Below are 7,337 nucleotides of genomic sequence, written 5' to 3' on the forward strand. Positions count from 1 at the left end.
CTCCCGTTCCGCGCGACGGCGCGGAACGGGAGCGTGACCACCGTGGCGATGGCGCCACCGATGGCTCGGAGAACGTCGGCAATGGCCTTCAGCATGTCTGGACCGCCGTACAATCTGGCTCGCTGAAATCCCGCTCCCCGGCGGCGTCGCCGCAGCCCTTTGTCGTGGGCTGCCGCAGGCTCCGGGGGCTGTTTGATGACATCTGCATGAATCCGTCCCGCCTTCGGTGAATACCCGTCGTCGGAGCGGGCACAAGGGTGCAGCCAATGGTCGAAAGGTCGAACCGGAGGCGGCGATACCGCGCCAGACCAGCGATTCTTCGCATCAGACGGAAGGAGCACCCGTGCTCAGGCCCCACCCCACGTTCCTGCACAGCCTGCTGTCGACCTACGCGGAGCTGCGAGATCTTCAGGCCCATGAGGACTCGCCCGACGTCCGCAGGCGTCTTGAGGACGTGTCGTACACCCTGTGCGTCTCCACGGGTACCCGGACCCCCGATGCCGCGCTCGCGACGGCCAAGGCCCTGCTCGCCGGTGTCGCCACTCAGGACGACTCGCTCCTGGCCGCCTGACCGGTACCTCTCTTCCTCTGGTCGAGCCCCGCCCCCGGGCGGGGCTCGAACCGTTCGCCCGCGATCACGAGCGGCTGCACCGCCGCGAGCGCGAGGCAGCCGGCGGCCGTCACGCCCCACAGCGTCCCGGCGCCCGCGTGGGCGAGGAGCTGAGTGGCGCTGACCGGCGCCACCACGGTGGCAACACCCCAGCTCACCCCGAAGACGGCCAGATAGCGGTCGGCGGCCCCGGCCGGTGCCAGAGTGGCCACGACGCTGGTGGCGCGGCCGAGAACGAGCACATCGCCCAGGCTCCACACGGTGGTGGCGGCGGCGAAGGCGGGCAGGGTGTGCGCGAGCGCGTATCCCGCCATGCCGAGCGCCAGCAGGACATAGCCGAGCGCGAGCGCCGCGGGCGCCCCGAGTCCGGCGATCCGGGTCAGCCGCAGGGCTGGCTGCGCCGCCACGACGGTCGCGGCCGAGACGGTGAACAGCAGCCCGGCGTCGGCGACCGGCAGCCCCCGCTCGGCGAGGGTCAGCGGCAGGGCCATCATGATCTGCATGTAGACCAGCGCGAAGACCGTGCCGGAGGCGAGCACGGCCCACAGCGCGCGGTCCCTCCAGGGTGCGACGGCGTCTCGCCCGGGAGTGCCTCCCGTACGCGGCGAGGGGCGGTCGGCGGGCAGGGCGCACCGGACGACCAACGCGCAGAGCAGGCAGGTCACCGCGTCGGCGACGAACAGCCACCGCAGATCCCATCGCCCCACACCCGCCGCGAGCAGCCCCGCCCCCGTGCCGCCGACGGCGAGCGCGGCGTTGAGCAGGCTGTAGGCGCGCACCCGCTCGCCGGGCCCGACGGCGTCGGCGATGAGCCCCTGGCTCGCCGGTTCGTACAGCTCGAAGACGAGCCCCAGCAGGACCGCCCAGACCGCCACGGCGGGCAGTGAAGTGGCCGTGGCGATGCCAATCTGGGCGGCCGCGCAGCCGCCGAGGCCGAGCACGATGGTGTCGCGGCGCCCGATCCGCCCCGCGAGGCGCGCCCCGGCCAGGCGGGAGGGGATGGTGGCGACGCCGAAGGCCGCCGACAGCAGCCCGGCGGTCCTGGCGCTCGCGCCGAACCGGGTGCTGATGAAGACCGTGAGGAACGCCAGGGAGAACGCGCCGAGCCGGTTGACGGCCCGCGCCGCCACCAGCAGCCACACCGTGCGCGGCACGGTCCACCCCCTCTGCGTTACTGCCGTCATGGATAATGACAGTCACGAGACCGTAGCGACCTGAGGAGTGACCGGTCAAGTGATGTTCGACAGTCATGTGGCAGTGCTGCTTGAAGCGGCCGTATCCCTCGTGAACGACCTGACCGACGGGCAGGCGCGCGGCCGGGACCACACCGCCCCGCGCGGACCCGAGCTGCCGCGGGCGGTGGACGCCGCGGTTCCGCGCACGGGCGCGTCGCTGCCCCGCGAGATCACCGCCGCGCAGGCGGAGCACCTGGCGCGGACGGCACGACGCATGCGCGAGGTCTTCGAGGCCGTGCAGGAGGAGCGGATGGACGACGCCGCCGCGGCCGTGAACGGCCTGCTCGGCGACAGCGGCGCCCGGCCGCAGCTCGACCGGGCCGAGGGTGAGCCCTGGCAACTGCACTTCCACGGCGCCGACGACTCCTTCGCCGTCGGCTGGAGCGCGGGCTGCGCCACCGCGCTGGCCCTGGCCGTGGGCGGCGGCCTCGCGAGCCGCCTCGGGGTCTGCCGGGCCGAGCGCTGCGACCGCGTCTATGTCGACGGCTCCCGCAACACCGCCCGCCAGTTCTGCTCCACGGCCTGCCAGAGCCGCACGAAGGCGGCGGCCTTCCGGGCCCGCAAGGCCACTCCGCGACGATGACCCGGCCCCGCCGCAGGGCTAACGCAGCGAACGGAAGAACGCCCTGATGTCACCGGTCAGCAGCTCAGGCACCTCCATGGCCGGGAAGTGGCCGCCCCGGTCGTACGACGTCCAGCGCATGATGTTGTCCCTGCGCTCGGCGATGTGCCGCAGCGGAATGAAGTTGTCGCGGGGAAAGTCGGCCAGCGCGGTCGGCGTGCTGCTCGGCTCGGGCGGGGCGCCCCAGTAGTCGGCGTGGGAGCGCTCGTAGTAGATGCGGGCCGAGGAGTTGGCGGTGCCGGTCAGCCAGTACAGCATCACGTTGGTCAGCATGTCGTCGCGGTCGACGGCGTCCTCGGGGCGGCTCGCGGAGTCGGTCCACTCCTTGAACTTCTCGCAGATCCAGGCCAGTTGGCCGATCGGGGAGTCCGTAAGGGCGTAGGCGAGGGTCTGCGGCCTGGTGGACTGGATGTCGGCGTAGCCCTGGCGCTCGCGGGTCCACTCGCGCATGCGCTCCCACGAGGCCAGCGTGCGCGCCCGCTCGGCGGCGCCGAGCGGTTCGAGCTCCGCCGCGGTGGGCTCCGCGGACGCGCCCGCGGCGGGCAGCAGGTTCAGGTGTACGCCGATGACCCGGTCGGCGCGGACGCGGCCGAGCTCCCGTGAGATCGCCGCGCCCCAGTCGCCGCCCTGCACCCCGTACCGCTCGTACCCCAGCCGTTCCATCAGTGCGGCGAAGGCGCGCGCGACCCGCTTGAACTCCCAGCCGGTGTCCTTCGTCGGCCCGGAGAAGCCGAATCCGGGGATGCTCGGGAGCACCAGGTGGAAGGCGTCGGCGGGGTCGCCGCCGTGCGCGCGCGGATCGGTGAGGGGGCCGGCGACCTTCGTGAACTCCACGATCGAACCCGGCCAGCCGTGCGTCATGAGCAGGGGAGTGGCATCGGGCTCGGGGGAGCGCAGGTGTGCGAAGTGCAGGTGCGCCCCGTCGATGGTGGTGGTGAACTGCGGCCACGCGTTGAGCCTCGCCTCGGCCGTCCGCCAGTCGTACGTGTGCCGCCAGTGGTGGACGAGCTCCCGCAGGTAGTCGCGGGGCACGCCGTAGGCCCAGCCCACGCCCGGCAGTTCGTCCGGCCAGCGGGTCAGGTCGAGGCGGATGCGCAGATCGTCCAGATCGCTCTGCGGGACGTCGATACGGAAAGGGCTGATGCTGTGGTCGGTTGTCGTCATCGGCGGTGATGCTACGCGCGCCCCGACGGGATCTCCCGCTGTTTGTCGCCGTCCCGGCCGGGCACTTGTTCAGCTGATTCGAGGCTGAGCCAGTGGGCGGCCGAGCTGATGCGATGCCGCGCCGATGGGGAAATGAGGAGTTGTCGATGAGCAATGACATGTGGAATTACGTGCCGACCGTCGGACACCGCGCGGACGACGACCTGACGGGTTACAAGGTCGAGGCCGAGGACGGTGCCATCGGAAAGGTCGACAAGCATTCCAATGAGGTGTCCCATCAGTATCTCGTCGTCGACACCGGTGTCTGGATCTTCGGAAAGCAGGTGATGCTTCCGGCCAGCACGGTCACCGCGATCGACAACAAGGAGCGGCGGATTCTGGTGGCGCGCACCAAGGAGCAGATCAAGAACGCCCCGGATTTCGACAAGGAAAAGCACCTGGGCGACCCCGCCTACCGCGACCAGCTCGGCGGCTATTACAGCCGCTCGGGTCACTGAGGGCGGGAACAGTCGGGGCAGACGCCCCAGTACGTTATCTCCGCCTGGGACACGCGGTAGCCGAAGCGCTCGGTGTCCGGCAGTGCGGCCAGTGGGTCCCCGGTGGGGTGGACGTCCCGGATGGCTCCGCAGCCCTTGCACGCCAGATGCTGGTGCGGGTGGCGGGAGTTGGGGTCGTAGCGCGTGGCGCGGCCCGTGGTGGTCACCTCGTTCACCTCACCCAGGGAGACCAGTTCGCCGAGGGTGTTGTAGACGGTGGCGCGGGAGATCTCGGGAAGCCTGACGGCGGCCCGCGCGAGGACCTCGTCCGCGGTGAGGTGGACGTGTTCCCCGTCGAGCACCTCGGCGACCACCCGGCGCTGAGCGGTCATGCGCCAGCCGCGCGAGCGGAGCCGTCCCAGAAGGTCACTCATGCCCACCAGCCCAACATGCGTCGTCCGTCGATGAGTTCGTACGGTTCTGTCTGCCGTATTGACTTGGATCGTGTCCATCGTAGGATCGGTTCCGGTCAGTAGCCAAGGGGCGGGACAACAGCAGGGACAGCGCGTGATTTCAGGAGGCGGGTGCGCTCGCCGCGGCATCCGGTGCCCCGCCCGCGTTCCATCGGGACAGCGGGCAGGCGGTCGCCGTCGGCTGCCGGACGTCATCCGCGTATACGACGTCGGTGTACGCGACACGACGGCATCCGTGGACATGGCACGACGCCGACCGCGTACGCCATACGTCCGGCCACGCCTCCGTGCCCGGTGCCCCGCACCGTCCCGTTCCGCTGCGGCCACGCTCCCTCCCGCGGCTGCGGCCGCGCTCTCGCACGGGCCGAGTGCCCCGGCCGAGCGACTTCAACCGCCCCTGTTCTCCCAGCACCGCGATCTGTCCCGTCCGGAAGGATCCCCATGACTGAGAACCACGACGCGATCGTCACCGACCCCAAGCCGGAGGAGACGGGGGGCTGCCCGGTGGCTCACACACGTGCCCCGCACCCCACCCAGGGCGGCGGAAACCGCCAGTGGTGGCCGGAGCGGCTGAACCTCAAGATCCTCGCCAAGAACCCGGCCGTGGCCAACCCGCTCGGCGCGGACTTCGACTACGCCGAGGCGTTCAAGAGCCTCGACCTCCCCGCGGTGAAGCGGGACATCGCCGAGGTGCTGACCACCTCGCAGCCCTGGTGGCCCGCCGACTTCGGCCACTACGGCCCGTTCATGATCCGCATGGCCTGGCACAGCGCGGGCACCTACCGCATCAGTGACGGCCGTGGCGGCGCGGGCGCCGGACAGCAGCGCTTCGCGCCGCTCAACAGCTGGCCGGACAACGCGAGCCTGGACAAGGCCCGCCGCCTGCTGTGGCCGGTCAAGAAGAAGTACGGCCAGAGCCTCTCCTGGGCCGACCTGCTCATCCTCACCGGCAACGTGGCCCTGGAGTCGATGGGCTTGGAGACCTTCGGCTTCGGCGGCGGCCGCGCGGACGTCTGGGAGCCGGACGAGGACGTGTACTGGGGCCCGGAGACCAACTGGCTCGACGACGAGCGCTACACCGGCGACCGCGAGCTGGAGAACCCGCTCGGCGCGGTCCAGATGGGCTTGATCTACGTCAACCCCGAGGGCCCCAACGGCAACCCGGACCCCATCGCCGCGGCCCGCGACATCCGCGAGACCTTCCGCCGCATGGCGATGAACGACGAGGAGACGGTCGCCCTGATCGCGGGCGGCCACACCTTCGGCAAGACCCACGGCGCGGGCCCCGCCGACAACGTGGGCGCCGACCCCGAGGCCGCCCCCATGGAACAGCAGGGCCTCGGCTGGAAGAGCACGCACGGCACCGGTGTCGGCGCCGACGCGATCACCAGTGGCCTTGAGGGCATCTGGACGAACACCCCGATCACCTGGGACAACAGCTTCTTCGAGATCCTCTTCGGCTATGAGTGGGAGCTGTTCAAGAGCCCCGCGGGCGCCCACCAGTGGCGTCCCAAGGACGGCGCGGGCGCGGGCACGGTGCCGGACGCGCACGACGACTCCAAGACGCACGCCCCGACGATGCTGACGACCGACCTCTCGCTCCGGTTCGACCCGGCCTACGAGCAGATCTCGCGGCGCTTCAAGGACGACCCGGCCGCGTTCGCCGACGCCTTCGCCCGCGCCTGGTACAAGCTGACCCACCGCGACATGGGCCCGGTCGTGCGCTACCTCGGCCCGGAGGTCCCCGCCGAGACGCTGGTGTGGCAGGACCCGCTGCCCGAGGCCACCCACGAGATCATCGACGAGCAGGACATCGCCTCCCTCAAGGAGAGCGTCCTCGCCTCCGACCTCACGGTCGCCCAGCTCGTCTCCACCGCGTGGGCGTCCGCCTCGTCCTTCCGCGGCAGCGACAAGCGCGGCGGCGCCAACGGCGCGCGCATCCGCCTGCACCCGCAGAGCAGCTGGGAGGTCAACCAGCCCGACCAGCTCGCGGTCGTCCTGCGCACCCTGGAAGGCATCAAGGACACCTTCGACGCCACCCGGGGCGGCGGCAAGAAGGTCTCGCTCGCCGACCTGATCGTGCTCGCCGGTGCCGCGGGGGTGGAGCGGGCGGCCAAGGACGCCGGTTTCGACATCACGGTGCCCTTCACGCCCGGCCGCACGGACGCCACGCAGGAGCAGACGGACGTGGAGTCCTTCGCCGCCCTGGAGCCGGTCGCCGACGGGTTCCGCAACTACCTCGGCAAGGGCAACCGGCTGCCCGCCGAGTACCTGCTCATCGACAAGGCCAACCTGCTGAACCTGAGCGCTCCGGAGCTGACGGTCCTCGTCGGCGGCCTGCGGGTGCTCGGCGCCAACTACCAGCAGTCCTCGCTCGGCGTCTTCACCACCGCCCCGGGCACGCTGACCAACGACTTCTTCGTCAACCTGCTCGACCTGGGCACGACGTGGAAGTCGGTCTCCGAGGACGAGACCACGTTCGAGGGCACGGACGCCGCCACGGGCGAGAAGAAGTGGACCGGCAGCCGCGCGGACCTGGTCTTCGGCTCCAACTCCGAGCTGCGTGCGCTGGCGGAGGTCTACGCCTCGGACGACGCCAAGGAGAAGTTCGTGCGCGACTTCGTCGCCGCCTGGGACAAGGTCATGAACCTGGACCGGTTCGACCTCGTCTGACCTGCGGGTCCCGGCACGACTCCGGGCCGGGACCCGCAGGTCAGACGGGGGGGGGGGGGGGGGAACCGGTCCAGGTTCATGACC

Annotated in this window: 8 protein-coding genes; 4 read left to right on the top strand and 4 right to left on the bottom strand. The window is 71.1% G+C overall.

Annotated elements, in window-relative coordinates:
• On the bottom strand, positions 1–95 hold a 95-nt coding region (locus tag AB8Z36_RS25245; protein ID WP_369215676.1), incomplete at its 3' end, for an LPFR motif small protein.
• A 248-nt stretch (positions 96–343) separates the two neighbouring features.
• Here AB8Z36_RS25245 and AB8Z36_RS25250 point away from each other — a divergent pair.
• Positions 344–571 carry a DUF5133 domain-containing protein gene (locus AB8Z36_RS25250; RefSeq protein WP_369215669.1) on the top strand — a complete coding sequence of 76 codons (228 nt, stop codon included), beginning with the start codon at positions 344–346 and terminating at the stop codon, positions 569–571.
• On the opposite strand, the gene AB8Z36_RS25255 is transcribed toward AB8Z36_RS25250, so the two are convergent.
• Positions 544–1,764 carry an MFS transporter gene (locus tag AB8Z36_RS25255; protein ID WP_369215670.1) on the bottom strand — a complete coding sequence of 407 codons (1,221 nt, stop codon included), beginning with the start codon at positions 1,762–1,764 and terminating at the stop codon, positions 544–546. The genes AB8Z36_RS25250 and AB8Z36_RS25255 overlap by 28 nt on opposite strands.
• Positions 1,765–1,894: 130 nt before the next feature.
• Here AB8Z36_RS25255 and AB8Z36_RS25260 point away from each other — a divergent pair, with 130 nt between their 5' ends.
• On the top strand, positions 1,895–2,428 hold the full coding sequence (locus AB8Z36_RS25260; protein ID WP_369215671.1) for a CGNR zinc finger domain-containing protein: 534 nt from the start codon (positions 1,895–1,897) through the stop codon (positions 2,426–2,428).
• Between the two features lie 18 nt (positions 2,429–2,446).
• On the opposite strand, the gene AB8Z36_RS25265 is transcribed toward AB8Z36_RS25260, so the two are convergent.
• Entirely contained in the window at positions 2,447–3,631 is a 1,185-nt protein-coding gene (locus tag AB8Z36_RS25265; RefSeq protein WP_369215672.1) for an epoxide hydrolase family protein, read from the bottom strand.
• 146 nt (positions 3,632–3,777) lie between these two features.
• On the opposite strand from AB8Z36_RS25265, the gene AB8Z36_RS25270 reads away from it, so the two are divergent.
• Positions 3,778–4,128: a PRC-barrel domain containing protein gene (locus AB8Z36_RS25270; RefSeq protein WP_369215673.1), complete on the top strand. Its 351-nt coding sequence runs from the start codon at positions 3,778–3,780 to the stop codon at positions 4,126–4,128.
• On the opposite strand, the gene AB8Z36_RS25275 is transcribed toward AB8Z36_RS25270, so the two are convergent.
• Complete coding sequence (locus tag AB8Z36_RS25275; RefSeq protein WP_369215674.1) at positions 4,122–4,541, bottom strand: Fur family transcriptional regulator; 420 nt, start codon at positions 4,539–4,541, stop codon at positions 4,122–4,124. The two genes, AB8Z36_RS25270 and AB8Z36_RS25275, sit on opposite strands and share 7 nt — an antisense overlap.
• 480 nt (positions 4,542–5,021) lie before the next feature.
• Between AB8Z36_RS25275 and katG the strand changes: the two genes are divergently transcribed.
• Complete coding sequence (katG, locus tag AB8Z36_RS25280) at positions 5,022–7,253, top strand: catalase/peroxidase HPI (protein WP_369215675.1); 2,232 nt, start codon at positions 5,022–5,024, stop codon at positions 7,251–7,253.
• Positions 7,254–7,337 lie beyond the last annotated feature (84 nt).

The organism is Streptomyces flavofungini (assembly GCF_041028215.1).
Classification (GTDB): Bacteria; Actinomycetota; Actinomycetes; order Streptomycetales; family Streptomycetaceae; genus Streptomyces; species Streptomyces flavofungini_B.